This window comes from Candidatus Limnocylindrales bacterium (assembly GCA_035571835.1).
Classification (GTDB): Bacteria; Desulfobacterota; Binatia; order UBA1149; family CAITLU01; genus DATNBU01.
Genome location: DATNBU010000024.1, coordinates 141889 through 165001 on the forward strand (window position 1 = coordinate 141889; position 23113 = coordinate 165001).

At 65.3% G+C, this 23113-nt stretch carries 13 protein-coding genes; 4 read left to right on the plus strand and 9 right to left on the minus strand.

Annotated elements, in window-relative coordinates; all coding sequences use genetic code 11:
* Positions 1-340: 340 nt before the first annotated feature.
* Complete coding sequence (locus tag VN634_10120) at positions 341-3901, plus strand: P-loop NTPase fold protein (GenBank protein HXC51228.1); 3561 nt, start codon at positions 341-343, stop codon at positions 3899-3901.
* Positions 3902-3958: 57 nt separating this feature from the next.
* On the opposite strand, the gene VN634_10125 is transcribed toward VN634_10120, so the two are convergent.
* The 5 genes from VN634_10125 to VN634_10145 form a co-directional block, all read right to left on the minus strand.
* Entirely contained in the window at positions 3959-6244 is a 2286-nt protein-coding gene (locus VN634_10125; protein HXC51229.1) for an RNB domain-containing ribonuclease, read from the minus strand.
* 146 nt (positions 6245-6390) lie between these two features.
* Positions 6391-8046, minus strand: coding sequence for a methylmalonyl-CoA mutase family protein (locus VN634_10130; protein ID HXC51230.1), 1656 nt, complete (start codon positions 8044-8046; stop codon positions 6391-6393).
* 22 nt (positions 8047-8068) lie between these two features.
* A complete protein-coding gene (locus VN634_10135) occupies positions 8069-8572 on the minus strand; it encodes a biotin/lipoyl-containing protein (protein ID HXC51231.1) in 504 nt (167 codons plus the stop codon).
* A gap of 11 nt (positions 8573-8583) precedes the next feature.
* On the minus strand, positions 8584-8775 hold the full coding sequence (locus VN634_10140; GenBank protein HXC51232.1) for a hypothetical protein: 192 nt from the start codon (positions 8773-8775) through the stop codon (positions 8584-8586).
* Between the two features lie 14 nt (positions 8776-8789).
* Positions 8790-10340: an acyl-CoA carboxylase subunit beta gene (locus VN634_10145; protein HXC51233.1), complete on the minus strand. Its 1551-nt coding sequence runs from the start codon at positions 10338-10340 to the stop codon at positions 8790-8792.
* A gap of 444 nt (positions 10341-10784) precedes the next feature.
* On the opposite strand from VN634_10145, the gene VN634_10150 reads away from it, so the two are divergent.
* From VN634_10150 to VN634_10160, 3 genes are all read left to right on the plus strand, one after another.
* Positions 10785-11231, plus strand: coding sequence for a hypothetical protein (locus VN634_10150; protein ID HXC51234.1), 447 nt, complete (start codon positions 10785-10787; stop codon positions 11229-11231).
* A 93-nt stretch (positions 11232-11324) separates the two neighbouring features.
* Positions 11325-15311, plus strand: a complete 3987-nt coding sequence (locus VN634_10155; protein ID HXC51235.1) for an FG-GAP-like repeat-containing protein — start codon at positions 11325-11327, stop codon at positions 15309-15311.
* A 288-nt stretch (positions 15312-15599) separates the two neighbouring features.
* The gene (locus VN634_10160; protein ID HXC51236.1) at positions 15600-17660 is read left to right on the plus strand and encodes a PAS domain S-box protein; all 2061 of its coding nucleotides are present in this window, start codon (positions 15600-15602) and stop codon (positions 17658-17660) included.
* Positions 17661-17666: 6 nt separating this feature from the next.
* Here VN634_10160 and VN634_10165 read toward each other — a convergent pair whose 3' ends face one another.
* The 4 genes from VN634_10165 to VN634_10180 form a co-directional block, all read right to left on the minus strand.
* Positions 17667-18935 carry an alpha/beta hydrolase gene (locus VN634_10165; protein HXC51237.1) on the minus strand — a complete coding sequence of 423 codons (1269 nt, stop codon included), beginning with the start codon at positions 18933-18935 and terminating at the stop codon, positions 17667-17669.
* Between the two features lie 193 nt (positions 18936-19128).
* The gene (locus VN634_10170) at positions 19129-20952 is read right to left on the minus strand and encodes a hypothetical protein (protein ID HXC51238.1); all 1824 of its coding nucleotides are present in this window, start codon (positions 20950-20952) and stop codon (positions 19129-19131) included.
* Positions 20953-21113: 161 nt separating this feature from the next.
* Complete coding sequence (greB, locus tag VN634_10175) at positions 21114-21668, minus strand: transcription elongation factor GreB (GenBank protein HXC51239.1); 555 nt, start codon at positions 21666-21668, stop codon at positions 21114-21116.
* A 372-nt stretch (positions 21669-22040) separates the two neighbouring features.
* Positions 22041-23113: hypothetical protein (locus VN634_10180; GenBank protein HXC51240.1), on the minus strand; the 1073-nt coding region annotated here is incomplete at its 5' end.

Here is a 23113-nt window from a genome sequence, read left to right on the forward strand (position 1 = left end):
AATCCGCAGGATCGTGCATCGGCGTTCCTCCACTAGCAGCGGCGCTCGTGGTCCGACCGGATGCGTCGCTGCCGACGTCGCCGAAAGCCTGGCTCGACATGTGTCCACCGCCGGGTGTGAACTTACTCTGAGGCGGATCGAAACGGGGCGGTGTCCTGTGTCTCGAAAGAAGCGTGTCGAACGTCTATCGTTTGCGGCGTGAGCGGCATCACCTGCCGCGCGTTCAAGCTGGCCACGAATGGACCTGGCACTGGACTCCCAGCGTCCTGGACACTAAGACTCCACCCTTTCGAAGCTACGAGCGGCGGATACGCGGACCCTCGCCGCGATGGAGGGGACGATGGCAGCACCCACAACGAAGAAAAGCCGGCTTCGGCTACGTTCCGAAGGCGACGTGATGCGAGCCTTTCGAGTATTCCAGATTCTGGGGATAGTGGCTGCGCTGCTTACCGGCGTCATCTCAGCCGGCCTTTTCAAGAATTCGATCCGGCCCGATCCTTTCGAGCCCAATCCTTCCTGGCATGACTGGCTTTTCTATTGGCAGCCAGATCGAGCAATGCAGAACATGACCGTCGTTCCAATCGGTCCGCACGGCACTCTGACGTTCCGGCCGCTGCGCACCGACTGGATCAACGTCGAGGATCCGTCGGTGGAAGAACCACGCAACGTTGCGTCGTTGTTCTCCAACTCTTTTTCCTTCGTTACACCCAGCTTCGCGTTCGATGCCGGTCCCTCCTCCTCCGAAGAGAAGAGTCTGCAGCGCGAGAGGGACTTGGAGGAAAAACGCCGAATAGACGCGCAATCGAAGCAGCAGGAACAGCAAGGTCGTCCGGAACAAGAGAAAACGCCACAGCAGGGTCCGGATCCGGCCAAGCCGGCCGTGAAGTCGTACTCCCCAACAGCCCCGGTATCTCTTCCGGGGCTGGCGCCACGAGAAAACCCGGCAGAGCCCGATCCTCGCCCCGCAGAAATTGATGCGACGATTGCGCCCGGAGCGAAAGGTGAGAACGCCACCCCGCCGCCGCGTCCGACGTCTGGCCTCGATCCGCAAAAGCTTACGTTCTCTTCGACCGCCGCCTGTTCATTCGACGGCAGCCGCTGCCTGTTGGCAAATCAGAACAATTCGGTGACGATTCGTACGAACGCAGCGGCCGGCAGTCCACCGAATCCCGACGTGAATCGCGTTCGTCATGTGATCGGTGGTGAAAGCGACAAGATCTTTTCGCTTTTCATCTCCGGCGACGGAAGGAACGCCGAGGCATCGATCGTTGGTTCCGGCGAAAGGTATCTCATGGCCTCCGCTGACGGCGGCGAAACCTGGGCCAGACTATCGCCGGGCGAGACGTACTTCGATACGGCGTACAGAAATGAAATCGCCGTAGAGCCAGAACTGTGGCTTTGCTCCCAGTCTCATCCCTCGGTGCAGATCGGATGCCGGTCGGTCCTCGACAGCCGGCACGATTTTTGGGTCGACGGGTCTACCTACTACATCCTGTTCTTCGATAGCCAGAGACGGCTCGCGCGAATGAGTGCCGCAGACTACGCGGCGTCAGTGCCTTTCACCGGAAAGGTCGAGTTCGTTCGTTCCATCGAGCAGATGAAAAGCGAGTTCGAAAGTGCGAAGCGCAAGCCGGGCCCGTCGCTGGCAGCCAAGCTGTCGACGCAGCCGTTCCCCTTCGTACCGCAGTCCTTTTACGTTCAGCAAGACGCCGAGGGCAGCGTCGCGTGGCTTTCCTCGGGATGGAACCAGGACGGTGAGAAAGCCGCCGGCGACGATGAGTCGCGCCGCCCCGCGCTCTTCCAATCGACCGACGGCGGGCAGACCTGGGTGCAACTCCAATACAGGAAGCTTCCGCCACCGTGGATTCTGTACGTCGCCCTGCCGCTGTTGATGCTCCTGCTGTACGGTACATTCGAAGCGTACCGCCGCATTCCCGACCTCTCATTGGTTTCGGCAATCGTCGGACGCGCTACTCCGGACAGACCCATCACACTCGACGATCCGGACGTTGCCGGCCTGAAGGATCTTTCGCTGGCGATCGAACGATTTTTGCGTAACCCGTCCACCATTGCACCTCTCACTGTTGCCATCGAAGGAAAGTGGGGCACCGGCAAGAGCTCGCTGATGAATCTGGTTCGCGAGCGCCTGCAGCGACGTGGCGAGCGCTCCGTCTGGTTCAATGCCTGGCACCAGCAGAACGACGAGCAGCTTTTCGCGGCGCTGTTCGAGAACATCCGTTCCCAAGCCATCCCTCCGTTCTGGCAACTGTCAGGGATTCGCTTTCACGTCCGCCTCATCTGGTTCCGAATCGAGCGGGAAGTCTGGGGACTGCTCGCGGTCGTCTTGTCCATAGCTGCCTGCTGGTACGTCTTTCACCAATGGCTGCCCGATCTCGGTGATCGAGTGAGCAATTGGTGGACCTGGGGCAGAGAACAGATCGCGGACAAGAACAAGTCGCTGTCGGAGACTCTGCTCACGGCCCTCGTCACAATCGGCGGCGGTCTCGGAACGCTCACCGTCGTTCTGAAAATCGCAGAGCAATTGATCGTCCCGTTCAAGGCGCTCAACGCCGATCCGGTGTCCTTGCTGGCTACGATGTCCAGGAATTCGCGGGTGATGGATTACAGCGAAAAGCTCAGTTTTCACTATCGTTTCGCACGGGAGTTTCACGATACGTGCCGTGCCCTGCAATCGCGCACCGGTGCCGGACTTGTCATCTTCATCGACGATCTCGACCGATGCTCTGAAGAGCAGGTGATGCGGGTGCTCGAAGCGGTCAACTTCCTCGCTACCGCGGGGGATTGTTTTGTGATCCTCGGCATTGATCGCGAGCGTGTGAAGGTCCGCGTCAACATCGCAGCCAAAGAGGACAAAGACTCTTCATATGCAGAAAAATATCTCGAGAAACTGTTCAACATGACGATCCGTGTTCCCGAAGCGAGCGTCGAGGCGACGCTCGCCTTGGCCATAGGAGCGCTGACAGATCCTGCAAAAGAGCCCGGCAAGCCGTACTCGCCGTGGCCGGAGCGTATCCGCCGCGCCATCCGCTTTGCCCCGGAGGCGGCGGCGTTGCCCATTGCCGTGCTGTTCACAGCATTTCTGATCACCGACACCCTCGGATCCCCACCGGTGAAACAGTCCGCTCCTACCGACCATTCGTCGAAGCCGGCAGGTTCGTCAGACAAGACGACAACTTCCGACGATGATTCGACGCCTTCTCCATACGTTGTCAGTCCGTCGCCGCCAGAGAAGAACATCATCGCGGATCCGACCAAGGTGAAACCCAACGCCGTCAGCGCAGCAGCGCTCGCACGATCCAGCTTTCTGCAGACATGGATCGTGCCGATTCTCTGCGTGCTCATTCTCGTTTTACTGATGCTGCGTCGCTCCGCACTCGCCACGGAAGATATGGTCGAGGATTCGAAGGATTTTCTCGATGCCATGTCGATCTGGCACCCTGCAGTCTTTGCGCTCGACCCGGCGTTGCGCGCGATCAAGAAGCACCAAAACCGGCTGCGTTTTCAGGCGATGCGCGTGCGCAGAGAAAAGGTCGAAGCGGACCGCCTCGATGACTGGTTCGGAAACAAGTACGATGACGATCAGCCGGAGGTCGAGATTTCGGACGAGCTGCTCGTCACGCTTGGCATGATGGAGGTTGCGGTGGCTTCGCTACCGAGCACGTCCGACGCGCTCGAGGATCAGGTTTCCCAGGTGACCGATTCGGTATTCCGGCAGTCGTTCGCGCGGTTTGTCCGCGCGTTTCCGCAGGCGTGGCCGCCGACGGACGCCCAGCTCCGTGAATACAAAGGCTTGTCCAGGATGACGAAGGAACACGAGGCGAGCGGCGAGGGAGAAAAAAGCGAACCGGTCGCGACCGACGCCGCACTCGCTCCGGCCTGACAAGGCTCCCGCGAGGCGTAGCTTCGGCGTCCAATCGCTTCCCTCGCGGGTGACCGATCACGCCGGCTCGAGCTCGATTCGCCGAGCGGCAAGATCGACCGACGCCACCCGCACTTTGACGCGCTGTCCGATGTGGATCACCGCGGAGGAAACGCGGCTCTGCAGCTCCATGCGCTCGGCAACGTAATCGAAGTATTCGCGCAGCTTGCCGATGTGCACGAAGCCTTCGACGAACGCGACGTCGAGCTCGACCCAGAAGCCCCAGCGATCGACACCGCTTACGGTTCCGTCGAGCCGGCGGCCGACGTGCCTCATCATGTAGAGCACGCCCGCCGCCTGCACGACGTCGCGCTCGGCATCCATTGCGCGGCGTTCGCGCGAAGAGGTGTGCTCACCCGCCGGGCCGAGGGCTTCGTGCGACGGAAGGGCTTGCAGGCCTGCACGTTTCCGCGCAAGCGATGCCTCGGCTTCGAAATCAGGGATCGTCGCCCCGGTTTCGGTGGACGACGCTTCGGGCGCGCGTTTTCCGGACCTGGCGCGCGACGCTTCGACCGCGAGCAGCGCGCGGTGCGCGATGATGTCCGGATAGCGCCGGATCGGCGACGTGAAATGCGTGTAGCAGCGGCTCGCGAGGCCGAAGTGGATTTCCTTGTCGGCCGAGTAGCGTGCGCGCGTCATCGTACGCAGCACCATGTTGTTGATCTGGCGGGCTTCGGGCCGGCCGACGGCGCCGGCCAGCAGCTTCTGGAACATTTTCGGCGTGACCAGCCCGCCGTCGCGTTCGAGCCGCAGGCCGAGCGCGCGAACGCGTGTGGCCAGCTCCGTCAGGGCTTCGTCGTCGGGCCGCTCGTGAATGCGATACAGGAACGGCGCTCCGGCCTTGTCGATGCGCTCGGCGACGGCTTCGTTCGCGGCCAGCATGAATTCCTCGACGAGACGGTGCGCAAAGCGTCGCGGGCGCCGGTGAATGCCGCGGACCTCGCCGGTCTCGTCGAGCTCGATGACGGCTTCGGGAAGATCCATGTCGATGGCACCGCGCTTCATGCGGCGGCGATGCAGCGCATCGGCGCACTCGGCCATCGAAACGAGAGCGGTACGCGTCGGCGCCGGCAGCGAATGCACATCGAGCTCGACGGCGGCACGAAGCCCGGCGCTGTCTTCGGCTGCATCGACTGCCGCGGCGTCATCGCTCTCGTCGTCGCGCGTGCTCGCCGGGCGAAAGCCTTCCTCGTCGAGAACCGTCTGCACCTGCTCGTACGTGAGCGACGCGAAGCTGTGGATGACCGAGCGCGCAAACGACGCATCGACGACATTGCCGCGCGCATCGATGTCGAGGAACACCGATACCGTCAGGCGGTCGACGCCGGGATGCAGGCTGGCGAGATCGCCCGACAGCCGCTCGGGCAGCATCGGGATCGAGCAGCCGGGAAAGTAGACGCTGGTCGAGCGCTCGTAGGCTTCGCTGTCGAGCCGCGTTCCGGGTCGCACGTAATGCGACACGTCGGCGATCGACACGACGAGGCGCCAGCCGCCGTCTTCGCCCGGTTCGATCGCGACCGCGTCGTCGTGGTCCTTCGCATCGACGGGATCGACCGTCACGGTCAGCATCGAGCGGAGGTCGGTGCGGCCTTCGAGGTCGGATTCGTGCGGTTCCGCGAACGCAGCGGCCTCGGCAGTGACCTCTTCGGAAAATTCTTCGTCGATCTCGCGCAGCAGGCACGCCGCCTGGATTTCGGTGGCGAGCTTGCCGACTTCGCCGAGGACGCGGTCGACGCGCACGACGAGGTCGCGGTGCGAAGTCGGGTACTCGAGGATTGTGGCGGCGACCGCCATCTTCGGCGGCGCTTCGTCGCTGTCGTCCGAGAGCACGACGATGTACGGGCCGATGCGATCGTCGAGCGGCAGCAGGCGCCGTCTCGCGATCGGCGAAGCCACGCCGACGATCGTCTGGTGCCTGCGCTCGAGCACGCGATGGATGCGTGCGTGGTGAAGACCGCCGCGCGCATAACGCATCGGCTCGACGAGCACGCGGTCGCCGTTCATCGCCGGCCGGAGCGCGCCGCGTTCGACGACCAGCGGAGCGTCCGGCACGTCGAGGATCACGAGCGCCCGCCCCGAGCGTTCGACTTTGACCCGGCCTGTCAGCATCCCCGACCGCTCAGCGAGCGCCCACTTGTGTTTCGGCATGCGCACGACGTCGCCGCTTCGTTCGAGCGCGTCGAGCGACGCGGCGATGTCGCCGGACTCCATGCCGGTCGCACGCGTGAGTTGTTCGACGGTCGAGGACGGTCGTCGTGCGGAGGCGAGGATCGTGAGCAGATGCGTCGAGAGCGCATCGCGCACGACGTCCGCAGAAGAACTCGCGTCGCGCGCGGGAAGCCGCGGCAGTCCCGCTTTGGTGGAGTAGCCGGGACTCTCCCGGTTTTCACGCTTGGTCGAGCGGCGCTTGCCGCCCTGTTTGTTCGAACGTCCCTTTGGCTTCTTCTTGCTCAGATGAAGACCGGCGCGTCGAACTCGCCGAACGCGGTCCGCATCGCGTCCGAAATTTCCCCGAGGGTCGCGTATTTGCGTACGGCATCGACGATCGCCGGCATCAGGTTCTCGTCGGTGCCGGCGCGGCGCATGACCTCGGCGAGTGCGGCTTTGCAGTCCGCAGCATTGCGCTCGGCGCGCACTTTGCCCAGCCTGGCCTTCTGTTGCCGCTCGAGCGCCGGATCCAGGCGCAGCAGATCGACCTTCATCGTCTCCTTGCCCTGGAACTTGTTGACGCCGACGATGATGCGGTCGCCCGATTCGACGAGCTGCTGGTGCGTGTAGGCAGCCTGCTGGATCTCGCGCTGCTGAAAGCCTTTCTCGATCGCCTTGACCGAGCCGCCCATGCGGTCGATCGCGTCGATATAATCCTGCGCGCGGCGCTCGATCTCGTCGGTGAGCTGCTCGATGTACCAGGCGCCTCCGAGGGGATCGACGGTGTCGGCGGCACCCGACTCGTAGGCAATCATCTGCTGTGTGCGCAGTGCGGTGGTCGCGGCGGTCTCGGTCGGAAGCGTCAGCGCCTCGTCGTAACCGTTGGTGTGAAGCGACTGGGTTCCGCCGCAGACGGCCGCGAGCGCCTGGACGGTGGTGCGCACGACGTTGTTGAGCGGCTGCTGGGCCTGCAGCGAAGAGCCGGCGGTCTGGGTGTGGAAGCGCATCATCATGTTGCGCTCCTTCTTGGCACCGAGCCGCTCTTTCATGATCCGCGCCCACATGCGGCGCGCGGCGCGGAACTTGGCGACTTCCTCGAAGAAGTGATTGTGGCAGTTGAAGAAGAACGCCAGGCGCGATGCGAACGAATCGACGTCGAGGCCGCGCGCTTTCGCGCCTTCGACGTACGCGATGCCGTTGGCGATCGTGAACGCGACTTCCTGGACGGCCGTGCAGCCGGCTTCACGCATGTGGTAGCCGCTGATCGAGATCGTGTTCCACGTCGGCACCTCTTTGGTGCAGAACGCGAAGATGTCGGCGACGATGCGCATCGAGGCGGCGGGCGGGTAGATGTAGGTGCCGCGCGCGATGTATTCCTTCAGCACGTCGTTCTGGATCGTGCCGCCGACCTTGTCCCAGCCGACGCCCTGCTTTTCGGCAACGGCGAGGTAGAGCGCCAGCAGGATCGCCGCCGTCGAGTTGATCGTCATCGACGTCGTGACCTGATCGAGAGGGATCTTGTCGAACAGCGTTTCCATGTCGGCCAGCGAATCGATGGCTACGCCGACTTTGCCGACTTCGCCTTCGGCCAGCGGATGATCGCTGTCGCGGCCCATCTGCGTCGGAAGATCGAACGCGGTCGAAAGTCCCGTGGTGCCGTGGCTGAGCAGGAAGCGGAAGCGGTTGTTGGTTTCTTCGGCGGTGCCGAAGCCGGCGTACTGGCGCATCGTCCAGAGGCGGCCGCGGTACATGTTCGGCTGCACGCCGCGCGTGTACGGAAACTCGCCGGGCATGCCGAGCTTGGCCGGATACTCCGAGCCGTTCGTCGGCCCGTAGAGAGGCTCGACGGGAATGCTCGAGAGGGTTTCGAATTTCTCACGCCGTTCGGCGGATTTCGCGAGCGCGGGCGCGAGCATCTTCGTGTTCCAGCGGGTGAGCTCCTGATCGAAACTGGCCATGAAATGTACCTGTCCTCTTTTCCTACTCGATCAGGACCAGCAGCTGCCCGTCCGAAACTTCGGTCCCTTCCGCCACCGCGACCTCTTTGACGACTCCGCTGGTCAGCGCGGTGATGTCGTTCTCCATCTTCATGGCTTCGAGCTTGACGACCGTCTCGCCGGCTTTGACTTCCTGACCTTCGACGACGCAGACCTTCGTGATCACGCCGGGGATCGGTGCGACGACGGCACCTCGTCCCGTCGCCGGTGCCTTTGCGGCGGCCGCCGGTGCAGCAGCCGGAGCATCGCTTTTGGCAGCGGCCTTTTTCGCCTTGGCGGGCGGTGCGGCCGCCGGAGCAGCGGCAGGCGCCGCGGGAGCAGCCGGTCGTGCGGCCGGACGCGCTACGCTCTGGCCGGGGACCGAGCCGGGCGCGGCCTGTTCGACCTCGAAGCTGTAGCCTTCGACGATGATGCGCGCGCCGCTGGCCTGCTCGATGACCTCGACGGTGTATTCCTTTCCGTATGCTTTGACCTTGTACGTCGCCATCGTGTTTCCGATCAGCGCGACTGCAGGCGCTGCACCGACTGGATGCGCGCCGACAGCGACCATGCGGTCAGTCCGCGGGGAATGCGCACGCGAGCGCGCTTCTGCAGATGGGCAGCGTAGGCCGCGAGGGCGACGCGCAGCAGGTCGGGCCTGCCGGCGAGACCGCCGACTCCGGGCGGAACGTTGCGAAATTCATCGACCACCGAAGCTGCTCCTATTAGAGGGGAATGTTGCCGTGTTTCTTCGGCGGGTTGGTGTCTTTCTTGTGCGCGAGCATCGCGAGCGCCTGTGCGACGCGCAGCCGCGTCTGCGACGGCGAAATGACTTCGTCGATGTAGCCGAGCTCGGCCGCGCGAAACGGCGTCGCGAAGCGCCCGCGGTAGTCGTCGACGAGCTCTTTCCGGCGCTGCTCGGCGTCGGCCGCGTCCTTCAGTTCGCCGCGGAAGATGATATTGACGGCGCCGTCGGCGCCCATCACCGCGATCTCCGCGCTCGGCCACGCGAGGTTCACGTCGGCGCGCACGTGCTTCGGGCCCATGACGGCGTACGCGCCGCCGTACGCCTTGCGCGTGATGATGGTGATCTTCGGGACCGTAGCTTCGGCGTACGCGTAGACGATCTTCGCACCGTGCCGGATGATGCCGCCCCATTCCTGCTGGGTTCCCGGCAGGAATCCGGGCACGTCGACGAACGTGACGACCGGCAGGTTGAAGCAGTCCGAGAAGCGGATGAAACGCGCGAGCTTGTTCGACGCGTTCGAATCGAGGCAGCCGGCAAGGAACATCGGCTGGTTGGCGGCAACGGCGATCGGCCGCCCGCCGATGCGCGCGAAGCCGACGATGGCGTTCTTCGCGAAGTGCGCGTGCACCTCGAAGAAGCTGCCGGCATCGACCACCGATTCGATCGCGTGGTGCATGTCGTACGGCTGGTTCGAGCCTTCCGGGACGAGCGTGTCGAGATCCGTTGTCGCGCGGTCGACCGGATCGTCGCATGCGAGGATCGGCGGCTCGTCCATGTTGTTCGACGGCAGGTATCCGAGCAGCTTGCGCACCTGTTCGATGCAGTCCTCGTCGCTCGACGCCATGAAGTGCGCGACGCCGCTTTTCGAGTTGTGCGAGAACGCGCCGCCGAGGTCTTCCTGCGTGACGACCTCGCGGGTCACCGACTTGATGACCTCGGGGCCGGTGATGAACATGTAGCTCTTCTGGTCGACCATCAGGATGAAGTCGGTCAGCGCCGGCGAGTACGAAGCGCCGCCGGCGCACGGTCCCATGATCGCCGAGATCTGCGGCACGACGCCCGACGCGAGCGTGTTCATGCAGAAGATGTCGGAGTAGCCGCCGAGGCTTTCGACGCCTTCCTGGATGCGCGCGCCGCCCGAATCGTTGAGGCCGACCACCGGCGCGCCGGCCTTCATGGCGAGATCCATGATCTTGCAGATCTTCTCGGCGAACGCGTGCGAGAGGCTGCCGCCGAGGACGGTGAAGTCCTGGGCGAACGCGAACACCGTGCGGCCGTCGACCGTGCCGTAGCCGGTCACGATGCCGTCGCCCGGGATCCGCTGCTTGTCCATGCCGAAGTCGTTGCAGCGGTGGGTCTTGAGCTTGTCGACCTCGACAAAGGTGCCGCTGTCGAAAAGCAGGTCGATGCGCTCGCGGGCGCTGAGCAGCCCCTTGGCATGGCGGGCGGAAATGCGTTCCTTGCCGCCGCCGGCTTCGGCCTGGCTGCTGCGGGCCTGGAGTTCGTCGAGGACTTCTTTGAGAGCCATTTCGGTGTGTTGCGCTTCCTGCTGGAGGTTGTTGGGCCCGGCCGGGGCGGCCACGGCAGGCCCGGGAACAAGCCCGAACCGTTCGCCGCGACTGCCGAAAATCACCGGCGACGTACACAGGGACCCCCAAAAACACAAGGCGGAGGCCGGGCTGCGATCGGCCGGGTTCGACGCGCCGCGCATGCATGTGCACACGCCGAAGTCCGGATCTCCAACGCCGAAGTCCGGATGGCCAACGGTCCCCATCCTCTTGGCTGCACTGTGGATTGATGGCAGATCGCGGAGTCAGCAATGTCACGCCTCTCTGAATGGATCCCGCGCGCGACGGTCGTCGATCTGGTGGCGCCGCATTCTCCGGTCGAGTGCGCGTCCCTGCTGAGAGCCGCCATAGACTCGGAGTGGTCGGCGGCCTTCACGCTGCTTCCCCCGGCGAACGCAAAGCCCGTGATCGGCAAGGCGTCGGAATCGAAGCTGCGTCTGCGCAAACGCATCGGTTACCGGAACTCATTCCAGAGCCACCTGCGTGCCTCGATGCAGCGTTCAGCCGAGGGCACCGCGATTTCCGGCAAGGTTGGGGTGAACCCGTTCGTCCCGGTGACCATGGCGATCTGGTTCGGCATGGTCACCGCGATCGGCGGTGCAGCGTTTTTCAGAACCGTCTCTGCGATGCGTTCCGGTGCGGGCAATCTTAAACCGAACGCATGGATCGGCCTCGTCGGGCCGCTGACGATGGTCACGTTCGGCGTCGTGGTCGCAGGCGTCGGACTGTACGGCGCGCGCGACGAAGCCCGCTTCCTGACCGACTTTCTCGTGACGACCCTCAACGCCCGCGACAGAACCGGCCGCGCGCAACCCGGGCCGACCCGGCCGCGGGTGCCGTCATTTTCCTGAAATCGCCGTCCGGTCCACTATTGACGACATTGTAAAAAGCGGTCTTACTCCGATCCAAAGCCAAAGGCTGGGGGAGGAACGAGGTGTCGTCCCATGCGGCTCAGCGTCCCAGTCGGTCCGACCGTCGACGGTAGCGAAAACCGTCGTGATTTCAGCGATGTAGAGCGCCGCGAAGCGTCCGCGTATCGCGGCTGCGAGCGGCGTGCCGCGGCCTTTCTCGCGGCCCTTCTCACGATCCTCGCACTCGCGGCTGCCGCGCACGCCGAGTTCCCACTGCCGGTCGATCCGAACCGCTGCGACAACTCCGGCATGCCGCCCGGCTGCACGCCGCTGCCGAACGAGCTCGGCGGCACGGCCGGCGACTGCTCGGGCCTGAACTGGAAGTATGCGAGCACGTCGTTCTGCACGACCGACCCGCTCATCAAGCTGAGCGCGAACGAGCTGCTCGGCGTAAGCGGCATGAGCGTCGATACGGCCTGGCGCAGGACCACCGGACGATCCGACGTCGTGATCGCCGTGCTCGACTCCGGCATCAAATGGAACGACGGCGGCGCGGTCGCCGACCTTCGCAACAAGTGGAAGATCAACCGCGGGGAGCTGCCGCAGCCTTCTCCGTGTGCGGGCCTCGGGACCGATGCGTACGACTGCAACGGCGACGGCGTGTTCAACACGCCCGACTACGACGACGATCCGCGCGTCACCGACACCAACGGCAACGGCGCAAAGGATCCGCAGGATCTGATCCATCTGTTCTCCGACGGCGTCGACGGCGACGGCGACGGTTACACCGACAACATCTGCGGCTGGGACTTCTTCCAGTACGACAACGATCCGTTCGACGACGTGCAGTACGGACACGGCACCGGCGAGTCGCGCGACTCGGCCGCCGAATCGAACAACGGCGGCGACGCCGGCGCGTGCCCCAACTGCATGTCGCTTCCGATCCGCGTCGGCGACAGCTTCGTTGCCGACATCAATGCGTTCGCGCAGGCGGTCGTGTTCGCCGTGGACACCGGCGCGTCGGTGGTCCAGGAAGCGCTCGGTACCTACAACAACTCGCGCTTCGGCCAGGAAGCAGTCACGTACGCGTATCGCCACGGCGTCGTCGTGATGGCGTCGGCGGCCGATGAAGATGCGTGGCATCACAACTTTCCGTCGAGCTACGTGCACACCATCGTCGCCAACTCGATCCGCGACTTCGGCGTCGACGGCGTGCCGGTCCAGCCGGCGTCGTGGCTGTATTTCAACGGGTGCACGAACTTCGGCGGCAATATCTCCGTGTCGGTCTCGTCGACGTCGTGCTCGTCGGAAGCAGTTGGGCGCTCGTCGGGCATCACCGGGCTCCTGATCTCGGCGGGCCGCGACGCAGCGGACGCGCATATCCTCGATCATCCGCTGACGCCGAACGAGGTGCGCCAGCTCCACGCGCGCAGCGCCGACGACATCGACTTCGAGCTCAACCGCGCGGTCTCGTTCCCGGACACCGTCCGCTACGCGACGCAGGACGGCTGGGACCAGTTCACCGGCTACGGGCGCGTCAACGCGACGCGCGCGGTCGATGCGATCTTTGCGGGCACCATTCCGCCCGAAGCGGAGATCGACGAGCCGTCGTGGTTCGCGTACCTCGACGCCGAACGCGATGGTGCGTTCGACGTGCGCGGGCGCGTCGCGGCCGATCGGGCGAGCGGCTACACGTACCGCGTCCAGATCGGCTACGGCATCCAGCCGCGCGAGAGCGACTACACCGACATCGTCGCGTTCGGTGCGACGAAGACGGCGCCGACCGACGGGGTTCTCGCCACGATCCGCGCCGACCAGATTCCCGCGCCGACCGCGGAGCAGGTCTCGCGCCGCCTTACGCAGCTTCCCGACGTCAGCTCCGACTACGACGAATTCACGTACACCGTGCGCGTGCAGGTGCGCGACCAGCCGGGAAATCTTCTCGGCGAGGATCGCCGCACCGTCTTCGTGCACCACGACGCGGATCTCAAAGCCGGCTTTCCGGTGACGACCGGCGACGGCGCGTCGTCGCCGGCGATCGCCGATCTCGACGGCGACGGCGTCGGTGAGATCGTGATCGGAAGCTCCGACGGCGTCGTGCACGCGATTCGAAGCGACGGCAGCGAGCTTGCCGGCTGGCCGGTCGCAACCGATCCGCTGCCTCTCAGGCTGGGTTCGGCGGGTTATTCGTCCGGCGAGCTGACCGTGCCGGTCGGCGGCGCGGTGCTCGCGTCGGTCGCGATCGGAGACCTCGACGGCGACGGCTCGCTCGACGTGGTGGCGGCCGATCTCGAAGGAAAAGTCTATGCGTGGAACCGGCTCGGCCAGCGGCGGCCCGGCTTCCCGGTTTCGGTCAACCCTGCCTACTCGAGCAGCGCCGTGCTCGATCCGGCCAACACCGTCGATGTCGCCGTGATCGCATCGCCGGCGCTCGCCGATCTCGACGGCGACGGCACGCTCGACATCATCGCCGGCGCCAACGACCGGCACGTGTACGTGTGGAACGACGAAGGCGCGCTGCGAAGCGGCTTCCCGCTGCTCGTCGTCGATCCGGCGCGGATGGCGTCGATCGACCCGGTCACGCACAAGGTCACGCCGCTTGCCGGCGCATATCGCGGCAGCAAGATCATGACGTCGCCGGCGGTCGGCGACATCGACGGCGACGGAAGCCTCGACATCGTCGTCGGCACCAACGAAGCCTACGACGAAGAACCCAACGTCACGCTGACCAATGCGACGCTGCAGGCGGTCTCGCAGTCGGGCCTCGTCAGCCCCGGCAACACGCGCGTGTATGCGATTCACAAGGACGGCGCGCTGCACGCACCGTCGCCGTTCCTTCCGGGATGGCCGGCAAAGATCGCGCAGCTGATGCCGGAGCTGCTGCCCGACGTCGGCGAAGGCGTCAACGCATCGCCCGCGCTCGCCGACATCGACGGCGACGGCAAGCTCGAAATCGGCATCTTTGCGTCGGCCGGTCCCGGCTACATGCTGCGCGCCGACGGCACGTCGTTCTACGGCACCGACCCGAACGGCAAGTACAACGTGCTCGCGACCGAAGGTTATCCGGCGGCCAACAGCGCCGACACTCCGTCGATCACCAATCTCGGCGAAGGTGCATTCGGCGATCTCGCCGGTCTCGGCGAGCTGTCGTTTGCCGCTCCGTCGGGCGGGCTCATGCGTCTCCTGGCGATCGTGATCCCAGAGCAGCAGATCACCGCCGAGGATCATGTCGGTGCATGGAATGCGAGGACCGGAGAGTGGGAGCCGGCGTTCCCGCGTCACAACGACGACCTGTCGTTCCTGATGGGACCGTCGATCGCCGATGTCGGAGGAACGCCGCTGCCGGAGGTCGTGCTCGGCAGCGCGGGGTATTTCGTCAACGCGTACGATGCTTCCGGCGTGCAGCCGCCGGGCTGGCCCAAGTTCACCGGCGGCTGGCACATCGCAAATGCTGCAGTCGGCGACGTCGACGGCGACGGTCTGGCCGAGGTCGTCTCGAGCGTTCGCGAAGGCAGCCTGTTCGTCTGGGACACGACGGCGCCCGCGGCCGCCGGCCAGTGGCCGAAGAAGCGGCACGACCTGCGCAACACCGGCAACTACGAGGAAGCGCAGGGCCAGACGGCAAGCGAAGTGTTCCAGGGCGAGCTCCAGGTCGAGAGCGCACGCATGAGCCTGAAGCCCGACCAGGACGCAGCCGATCGCCTCACGGCCAGGATCCGGATCACGACGGACTCCGACGGCGGCGGCATCGATCCGGCCGCCGACGGTTTCGCGCTCGCGTTCGACGCCGCGATGTTCACGATCCCCGCCGCCGCGATTTCGCAGAAGAATGCGACGACGTGGGAGTACAAGGACGGCTCCGGCGCCGGATCTTCGCCGCCGGGGCTCACGCGCGCCACGCTCAAACAGGCCGATGATGGCTCGATCTCGGTTCGTGTGAAGGGACGCGACCTCGACCTCGCGGCTTTCCACGGTGAGGAAGACATGGTGATCCGCGTCGCATTCGACAGCGGCAACGATCACGCCGAGGCCGATGCGACGTTCACCCGCGCAAACCCGCGGACGCTGAAGACACCGTAGCGAATCCGCCTGGCAATCGGCGGCGGAGATACGCGTCTCCGCCGCCGTTTCTCTCGAACGAAGTGCTGCGCTGCGCGCCCTGCAGCAGGGATCCCGCAGCGTGCGCCGCCGACAACAATCCGTACGCGAACCGTTGCAATCGTTCGCATGGCTCTTCCGCGAACGCGGCCAAGTCCATATGGTGCGCCGCGAGAGAGCCGGGCGGAAAACGAGCGGCGGAGGCTGGCAGCGCTCTCTACGAAACCCACGCGTCGTGCGATCGCTCGTACGGCGTCGAGGAGGGTCTCGATGGTCGAAGGGCGCTCCGATGGTCTCGAGGAATCCCTCGTTGCTGTTTCCGATCCCGCAGGCGTTCTCGCGAGCCTGCTCGAGCACACACCGACTCCGCTTGCGCTCTACAACACCGAAGGCCGTCCGGTGCGCGTCAATCCCGCGTACTGCGATCTGTTCGGTGACATTCCGGATCGCGGCCGCGAGCTCGCGGAAGATCCCGTGCTCGGACGCAGCGGCGTGCTGTTCTGGCTGCGCCGCGCATTCTCCGGCGAGACGATCACGACGCCGACGTTCTGGTACGAGCACGAAACACTTCCGACCCACGGAGCTCGCAGCCGCATCGCGCTGTCGGCGCGCGCATTTCCGCTCGTCGATTCGTCGGGCCATCTCGAATTCGTCGCCGTGGCGTTTCGCGACGAGACCGATTCGCTGCTGCTCGCCGAGCGCAGGCGTCAGGAGGTCGAAGAGCCGATCCGGCTGATCGACGAGATCCAGCGCGCCGAGCTCGAGCGGCGCACCAACGAGGAGCAGTTCCGTGCGGTGTTCGAGCAGTGCGCCGACGGCGTGATGATCACCGACGATTCCGGCCGCGTGCTCGACATCAACCCGTCGGGCTGCGCAATTTTCGGCCGCCGCATCCAGGACGTGGTCGGCTCGAGGTTCTGGGAGCACATCGGCGACGTGGCCGAGTCGCGTACGCTGAGCGAGCTGCTGCTCGACGACGGAAGGCTCACGGCGGAGGTCAAGGTATGGCGCGCCGACGGCGAGCTTCGCGATCTCGAGCTGCGTTCGGTCGCGAGCTTCCTGCCGCACCGGCACCTGACCACGTTCCTCGACGTCACCGAGCGCAACGCTGCGCTCCGCCTGCTGCAACGCAGCGAATCGCACCTGATCGCATCGCAGCGCATCGCGAACGTCGGAAGCTGGGAGCTCGAGCTCGACTCCCTCGAGCACCTCGATTCGAACGTGCTGCGCGCGTCCGACGAGTGCTACCGGATCTTCGGCCTCGAGCCCGGCGGCACCGACCTGACGCCGTCGATGACGCTGCGCTTCGTCCATCCCGACGACCGGATTCCGCTCATGAGCGCGCTCCGCAAGGCCATCGAAACGCAGACCGTCTATTCGAACGAGCACCGCCTCGTCCGGCCGGACGGCAGCGTACGCATCGTCCACGCGCGCGCGGAGATGGTGTTTGATCCCGAATCCGGCGAGCTCGTGCGCCTGATCGGCACGACGCAGGACGTCACCGAGCGGACGCGCTCGCGCGAGCAGATCCAGCAGCTCAACGAACAGCTCGAACGCCGCGTTGCCGAGCGCACGGCCGAGCTCGAAGCGGCAAACCACGATCTGGAGGCCTTTGCGTATTCGGTGTCGCACGACCTTCGTGCGCCGCTGCGCGCGATCAACGGCTACGCGAAGATCGTGCTCGACGAGCAGTCGCACGCGCTCGACGAGACCGGCATCGCTTCGCTCGCACGCATCCAGTCGTCGGCGTGTCGCATGGACAGCCTGATCGACGGCCTGCTTGCGCTGTCGCGACTGGGCCGGCGTCCGATCGAGATCGCAACCGTCGAATCACGGCCGGTGGTCGACGACGTGATCGACGAGATCGGGCTCGGCCTGCGCACGACCGCCGGCAATCCGTTCGAGGTCGTGTTCGGGGAGCTGCCGGCCTGCGACGCCGATCCCGCGCTGCTGCGGCAGGTGTTCGTCAACCTCGTCGGCAACGCGGTCAAGTTCAGCCGCGACCGGCCGGATGCCCGCATCGAAATCGGCAGCAGCGCAGTCGGCCGCGAGCGGGTCTGGTACGTGCGCGACAACGGGATCGGCTTCGACATGAAGCACGCGCCGGAAGTCTTCGGTGTGTTCCACCGCCTGGTTTCCGCGCGGCCGTTCGAGGGGACCGGGCTCGGACTGGCGATCGTCGACAGGATCGTCAGGCGCCACGGCGGCCGGATCTGGGCGGAATCGGCTCCCGGCGACGGCGCGACGTTCTACTTCACGCTCGAGAAACAGGAAGGGGCGGGGCAGCCGGCGACGGCACCGTCAGGCCCGATTCGGCCTGCGATAGGGTGATCACCGTCAGGCCGATTCGGCCTGCGACCGTTCGCTCTCCGGCTCGGCAAACCCGATCTGCTCAAGGAACTCGCCGATCTGCGTGATGTAGGCGCCGCGATCGAGATGCAGCACGTGGTTGCCCGGGAACCAGTGGATGCGGCACCGGTCCCAGTGATCCCACAGCAAGCGGGAATGCTTGGGCGGCGCCAGCCGGTCGCCGACGCCGCCGATGATCATCAGGCGCTCGGTCGCGATCTTCGGCCGGTACGTGAGCGGCGTCGTCACCGCCATGATCTTTCGCAGGTGCCTGACCGACCAGCGCAAAGCGAACAGCCCGGTGCGGACGATGCCGCCGGCCGGATGCCATTCGAGCAGAAGATCGACCGGGCTTACGACCGGGACGTTCGGGATCACGGCGTCGACCTGGTCGTCGAGGCTTGCGTACAGCGCGGCCGTCCAGCCGCCGAGGCTGACGCCGGTCAGCGCGATCTTTTCGATCCCGCACTGCTTGCGCAGGTAGCGGATGAGCACGCGCAGGTCGCAGATCGCCTGGCCCATGTGCTCGTTGATGCCGCTCATTCCGGCCGTGAAGAAACCCTGGCCGCTGTAGTACGTGGAGTCTTCGGCGCGCAGGCCGTGGTGCGGGAGCGTGAACAGCACGACGTCGTAGCCCTGCTCGTAGAACTGCTGCAGCGAGAAGAACCGCACGTTGAGCCAGTACGGATCGGCCATGAAGCCGTGGATCGCGAGCAGCACGGGACGGGGAGGGCCGTCGTGGCGCCACCAGCGTGCGCGGGCTGTGCGGTTGTTGCGGTGGCTCGCGAAGGTTTCGTCGAGGCGCGAGTTGAACGGCGCGTACGGCGATTCGAACTTGAGGCCGAGGCAGCGCCCGCCTTCGGGCTCGAAGATTCCCCAGCGCGGCTCGTACTCGGTAACCGGCACGCCGGACGGCGGCTCGCGGAAAAAGAACGTCGGCTCGCGATTCTCGTCGAGAAGGTCGACGTAGAGCTGCCAGTCTTCGAGGGTGTCGGAAAAGCCCGTTCCGGAGAGCGACGGCAGGTAGCCGAACGGCATCGTCAGCGCGAGCAGCGTTCCGCCCCACGTCCGCATCACGAGATCGACGGCGGCCGTCGCGTTGACCCGCGCCCAGTCCCACGGCTCGAGCTCGAAGCCTTCGGGCCGGTCGCAGAAATTGCTCTCGAGATTCTCCCACCACTGGCCGCCCGGCATCGTCGAAGGCGCGCGGCGGAAGCTGTCGTGGGCAATGCGGGAGACGATCGACGTGCGCGGCATTACCGTCACAATGCGTGACGGAACACGTTCATACAATCGTTCGTTGTGACGAGCAGCCGTCGCCGGGAATCGTTACGCGTTTTGGCGCGCGCCGTAACGTGGTCGGGCGCGGCAATCCGGGACGGGTACAGGCTTCTGTCGGTGTGCCTCGTCCCGGATTTCAACGGTAATTTTAAATGTACCTGTCCCCTTTTTATTCCAGCAGGCAGGCGCTGCTGCAGCCGTCTCCGTCTGCGGTGTTGCCGTCGTCGCAGGTTTCGGTTTCGTCGATCTCGTGGTTGCCGCAGACCGGGCAGCCGGCCAGTGCGCCGTCGATCTGCAGCAGTGCAACAGGAGAAAGCGTGCCGTCGACGACCGGTGGCTTGGTGCTCGTGCGATAGATCAGGCGGTTCTCGCCCTTCGGAGTGTTCAGCGTGCTGCCGGCTTCGACGAGCATGCTTTCGTGGGCGGTCAGCGTCGTCTGTGCGCCGGCCGATTTGCTCAGCAGGCTGCCCGAGAACTCGACGCGACACGCCTCCAGGCTGAACACGCCGACCGACCCGTCGGCAACTCCGCTGTTGAGCCAGTTTCCGGAGACGGCAGCCGTGCCTTCGAACGACGTCAGGTCCACGGTTCCGCCGCCGCCGGTCGCGCCGCGAAGATCGAAGCGCGAGCCATCGCCGATCGCGAGCAGCCCCGTCGCGCCGACGGTGAGGCTTCCGCCGGACCCTTTTTTTCCGCGTGATTTCGCAATCACGTCTCCATCGAAAAGGAAGTCGCCGCCGACTGTCGCTTCGATGTCTGCTCCGAAGCCCGAAGGCGCGGACCCGAGCCCCAGGATGCGGACGTTCGAGAACGTTGCATCGCCATCGGTGCTGAGCAGGAAAAGGCCGCCGTCGCCGCTGAAGTTCTCTCCGTCGGCGTGGCCGCTGATGGCGATGCGGATGTGACGGGACGTGCTGGCGATCCTCGCGTCCCGTCCAGCGGTGAGCATTATGTCGCCGCCGTATCCGGCGCCGTCTCTCGAGCTCGCGAGCAGGTTTGCTCCGACGGTGAGGTCGCGCGCCGCGTTGAGCTCGATCGATCCGCCGTCGAAGTCTCCGCCGGACACATCGATGGGCGCCGTGATCAGGATGTCACGCGCGGAATCGACCTCGATGTCGCCGCCTGTGGCTTCGCCGCCGCTCTTCGCGCGGATTTTGCCGCTGATCGTCACGTCGCCTTGTCCCGATTCCGCAAAGAGCTCGCCGCCATCGGATTCGTCGTCACGGCCGGTCAGGTCGACGGGGCCGCCGATCGTGACGGAGTCGGCGGCGCGAAGCTCGATCAAGGCAGGAAAATCGGAGCTGCCGCGGATTCCGCCATTCATCGTGATCGACGCTCCGTTCGCGTTGCAGGTGCCGAAGTCACAGTCGGAATCGCCGGTGCAGAGCTGCGGACTGTAAGCGAAGCTGGAGCATGTAAGCTCTGCCGGACACGTGCCGAAATTGCAGTCGGCATCGGACGTGCAACCGATGAATCCCGCCGAGCCGGAGCAGCGATGCGTGGGCGAACATGGCCCGACGTCGCAATCGAGATCGGATGCGCAGCTCAGGCGCGGGCGGGCGCTGCAGCGCCGGGCCGAGCAACTGCCGAGCTGGCAATCTCCACTGTCCACGCATGCCTGCGGCTGACTGCCGCTCGAGCAGGATCCGCGCGCGTCGATCCTCACGCTGCCGCTGTCACTGCCGCTGACGGCCCCCGGCCCCGTTGCGACAATGGCATCACCATTGGTTGTCGCGACGAACGAACCGCACCAGATGCGGCCGTTCCCGGAACCGAAGTCGAACTTTGCGTCGGGTCCGACCTGGACCTGGCGAACGCCGAAATCGAGTACTGCGTCTGGAGTGACGTGGACGGTTTCTGTCACCGTGCAGGGATCGGCATTGGTCGCGCAGACGTCGGCGGCGAAAGACGCCTCGAGCGCCTCGGCGCGCGACGGCGCGAGCGACAGAAGCACGGCACACGCGAACGGAACAATGCGAACGGGCATCGTCATGAAGATCTCTCCCTTTCAACGACTGTGAGCAGATCCGCTGCGGCCACCGCAACCGTATTCGAATCCGCAGAGGTTCTATCGGGAGTGCGACGCCTATGTCCACACACAAAGCGTGATATCGGCCACGTCCGCACTCGCGGCCTCCGATGCCAGGATGCGAGCTACAACAGCTCGTCGTAGCGGATGTCGATGATCTCGAGCTGTTCGACGCCGCCCGGCGTCCGCAACGTCACAACGTCGCCGACCTCCGCTTTCATCAGTGCCTTGGCGATCGGCGAGATCCACGAGACGCGGCCGCGCGCCGGATCGAGCTCGTCGATACCGACAATGCTGACCGTACGTTCTTTGCCGTCTTCGCCGGCGACCGTGACGGTTGCACCGAAATAGACGTGGTCCGGATCGCGCGCGGTATTCTCGACGACTTCGGCGCTGTCGATGCGCTTCGACAGGAAGCGGATCCTGCGGTCGATCTCGCGAAGGCGGCGCTTGCCGTAGATGTAGTCTCCGTTCTCGGAGCGGTCGCCGTTGCTTGCGGCCCACGTGATGGTTTCGACGAGCTTCGGCCGCTCGTCATCCCACAGGCGGCGGAGCTCGTCGTTCAGCCGCTTGTAGCCCGCCGGCGTGATGTAGTTTTTGAATCCGACCGGCTTGTCGTCGTCGAGCTCGACGCCATCGTCGTCATCACCATCGGACTCTTTTGTGAAGGCTTTGCTCATGGGGGCTATGGACTGCGCATCGACTCGCCGATCGGTATGTCCCGAGCCTGCCTCCGGTTCCAGCATTCGCCTTCGGGCTCGCGAGGTAAGCTTTTGGACTATTCGCGGGTTTGTGTGGGTGCTTCGGGTCCTGAGCCGCGCGCAACCAGCCTGATTTCCAGACTCAGACTACTGCTGTCAGCGATGGAAACCTGGGACGATCTGCGCATGCCGCGTCGCACCTCGCCGGCGCCTGTCGGATTCCTGTCGCTTCGGTGGTTTCGGTCCCGAGCAGTCGGTCATCGGCATGTTCGGCGACCCGAACGTTCGAGGAGTTCGCGTGCGCCTTCGCTACCGGTCCACATCGACAAGATCCGGACACCGATGACGACTTCACGGCGCGGCCGCCATCCCCTCGCGGTCGACGGTACGACATTCCCCGGGGAATGTTCGCGCATCGGCAAGATTGCCGCGCCTCGCGTCCATGAAGGCGCGGCCAAAGTCGAGGTCCGCCTGATACTGGTTGTGTGCCGTGCAGCGCAACTCGATGTTTTCGGGCGTAGGAGGTCCGCCCATCGCGAAGGGAGCTTTGTGGTGGAACTCGATGTTGCTGGTCTCGCGGCAGCGACGTCCGCGGCCGTCTACGTAGCGGCAGCGTCCCGAGTCGCGCCGCCATACGTCGCGCCGCACGGCTGCGGGGATGGTTCGGGATCGCTGTCCTCGCTTCGAGGCCGCCGTATCGATCGCGGGCATTGTGGCGGGTCGATCGGTGCACCCCGCGTTCGTCGACGTGGTCGACCTCGGCCCATCGGTGCATTTTTCTTTCGTCGGCGTCGTCGACTTCGGTCGATCGGTCGAGCCTGCCTTGCGCGCGAGTGTCCGCACGAGCAGCACGTCGATCGCACGACTGATGATCGCGGCCGCGTCGCGACCGGTCGACGACCGGCCCAGCAGATCCTGCAGCGACCGGAGCTTGTCATGCGTTTCTTCGTCTACGGTGATTTCGATCTTGTAACGACGCGGGCTGAGCGGAACGATCGGCTTCGTCAGTGTTGCCGGCTGCGCTGAGCGTGGAGCGATCGCGACGCCGACGACTTCGGAGTCTGTGGAGGCCCGCCGATTACTCGAGCAACCGACGGACTCGCGGTCTGTCGAAGTGCACCGATCGCTCGCGCAGCCCATGGGCTCGCGGTCTGCCCAAGTGCGCGGATCGCTCGCACTGCCGGCCTGTTCGCAATCCATCGAAGTCGCGCCGGCCGCCCCCACCAGCCCCTTGTTCGCCGCGCACCCTGCGCGAGCCCTGGGCATCGCACGAACACGCGACACCACATCCGGTCGCGGCGCCAGCTCGGCAACCAGCCGTTCGACCTCGCGCGAGCTCTTGTGCCTCGCGCGCTCGAGCACTCGCAAGTGGTTCTCGGTGGTCAGATGCCTCGCCAGGAGATGGATCGCGCTGAGATGCAGCT